Source organism: Mycolicibacter senuensis (genome assembly GCF_003284925.1).
Taxonomy (GTDB): domain Bacteria; phylum Actinomycetota; class Actinomycetes; order Mycobacteriales; family Mycobacteriaceae; genus Mycobacterium; species Mycobacterium algericum_A.
This window is the reverse complement of the sequence record NZ_QMEX01000275.1, coordinates 1-1949: the sequence shown is the minus strand read 5'-3', so window position 1 is coordinate 1949 and position 1949 is coordinate 1. Positions and strand designations below refer to the sequence as shown.

Here is a 1949-nt window from a genome sequence, read left to right as displayed (position 1 = left end):
GATCTGCGACAGGATCACCCCGGAGTTACCGCGGGCCCCGTGCAGCGCCCCGGATGACAGCGCGGCGGCGACCCGGGCCACCTCGCCGGACGCTGCCTCGGTGTTGGCCTCGGCCAACGCCGAACGCATGGTGAACAGCATGTTGGTGCCGGTGTCGGAATCGGCGACCGGGAAGACGTTGAGCTGGTTGATCTCGTCGGTGTGGGTGATCAGATCGCCGACCGCGGTGTGCGCCCAGTCCCGCAGGGTGGCCGCATCCAGCCGACGATCCGGGTTGCCCACCTGCACGCACCTTCCTGCCGCCATCTCCGGTGGCTGCAAGCCTAATCATTCCGGGCGACACCACAGCTCACACCGCGTCGAGAGCCGGGGCGGGGCGTTTTGGCGTTGCCCGGCCCGGCGGGTATCCTGATCAGGTTGTCGGGCCACCCGCTCTGAGGTTGTTGGCCCTCAAGCAGACGTTTTGAGGAGTGTCACATATGGCTGCGGTGTGCGATATCTGCGGAAAGGGACCGGGCTTCGGCAAGTCGGTGTCCCACTCGCATCGTCGGACCAGCCGTCGCTGGGACCCGAACATCCAGGTGGTCCACGCTGCCCGTCCCGGCGGCAACAAGCAGCGCCTCAACGCCTGCACCTCCTGCATCAAAGCCGGCAAGGTCCTCCGCGGCTGAGCCCGCTCCCTGCCCCTTCCTGCGCGAGCGTGCGCGTCCCCGGCCGCCACGCCGTGGTCGGCACCGTTTCCGCGCACCCTCGCTGACGACTGATCGGCGCTAGGGCAGCCGCCAGTCGATCGGCTCGGCTCCCAGCTGTGCCAACAGTTCGTTGGCGCGACTGAACGGCCGGGATCCGAAGAACCCCCGCGACGCCGACAACGGCGACGGGTGCGGTGACTCGATCGCGACACAGTTGTCGGCCAGCATCGGTTTCAGCGTCCCCGCATCGCGGCCCCACAAGATCGCCACCATCGGCTGACTGCGGGCCACCAACGCGCGGATCGCGCATTCGGTGACCGCCTCCCACCCCTTGCCCCGGTGCGACGCGGGATTGCCCGGCCGCACGGTGAGCACCCTGTTGAGCAGCAGTACCCCGCGTTGCGCCCACGCCGACAGGTCACCGTTGGCCGGCCGGGGATAACCCAGGTCGGAGGTGTATTCGGTGAAGATGTTCTCCAGGCTGCGCGGCAGCGGCCGCACATCGGGGGCGACCGAGAAGCTGAGTCCCACCGCGTGACCGGGAGTCGGATACGGATCCTGCCCGACGATCAGCACCCGCACCGCGTCGAACGGAAAGGTGAACGCCCGCAAGATGTTCTGCCCGGCAGGCAGGTAGTGATGTCCGGCTGCCGTCTCCTCCCGCAGGAACTGGCCCATCGCGGCGACGTGCTCGGTCACCGGCGCCAGCGCGGCGGCCCAACCGGTCTCGACGAGTTCAGCAAGCGGGCGCGGGGTCATGGTGTCTCAACGTAACGGGGCCGGCGAACCGTATGACTGCCAGCCCGCATCCCCATCCCATGGCGCCCCGTCAACCAGCACCCGGGCCGGCCCGTCGGCGACCCGTCCGATCGCGCGCCAGCCAGCCGGAACCGCCCCGGGAAACGTGGCGACCAGCGCATGGTCCTCTCCCCCGCCCAACACCCATGCCCAGGCGTCCGCGCCGAGTGCCGTGGCGGCCGCAGCCAGCACCTGGTGATCGGCTGCCAACGCGGCGGTGGACACCTCGACCGTCACCTTTGACGCGGCGGCCAGGTGGCCCAGATCGGCGACCAAGCCGTCGGAGACGTCGGTCATCGCCTGCGCCCCGGCGTCCGCGCCCGCCGCCCCTTGCCCGTAGGGCGGCTCCGGGACGAGGTGGCGACGACGCAGCTCGTCGAAGTTCTCCCAGCCGGCCAGACCGCGCTCCCAGAGCCGATAACCGGCTCCATTGCGCCGATTACCGCTTCGTCGGAGAGC

3 protein-coding genes and 1 pseudogene are annotated in these 1949 nt (G+C 69.7%); 1 reads left to right on the top strand and 3 read right to left on the bottom strand.

Annotated features, from left to right (window positions below; translation table 11 throughout):
* Positions 1–306: DAK2 domain-containing protein (locus tag DQP56_RS24060; RefSeq protein ID WP_114475796.1), on the bottom strand; the 306-nt coding region annotated here is incomplete at its 3' end.
* A gap of 173 nt (positions 307–479) precedes the next feature.
* On the opposite strand from DQP56_RS24060, the gene rpmB reads away from it, so the two are divergent.
* Entirely contained in the window at positions 480–671 is a 192-nt protein-coding gene (rpmB, locus tag DQP56_RS24055) for a 50S ribosomal protein L28 (RefSeq protein WP_083039039.1), read from the top strand.
* Positions 672–770: 99 nt separating this feature from the next.
* On the opposite strand, the gene DQP56_RS24050 is transcribed toward rpmB, so the two are convergent.
* Positions 771–1451, bottom strand: coding sequence for a uracil-DNA glycosylase (locus DQP56_RS24050; protein ID WP_112689580.1), 681 nt, complete (start codon positions 1449–1451; stop codon positions 771–773).
* Positions 1452–1457: 6 nt separating this feature from the next.
* A pseudogene (locus DQP56_RS24045) lies at positions 1458–1949 on the bottom strand (thiamine-phosphate kinase); the annotation flags it as partial.

What these genes read in the sequence shown, in the direction of transcription:
- DQP56_RS24050 (WP_112689580.1), bottom strand. Translation starts at nt 1,451, where the DNA reads ATGACCCCGCGCCCGCTTGCTGAACTCGTCGAGACCGGTTGGGCCGCC.
- rpmB (WP_083039039.1), top strand. Translation starts at nt 480, where the DNA reads ATGGCTGCGGTGTGCGATATCTGCGGAAAGGGACCGGGCTTCGGCAAG.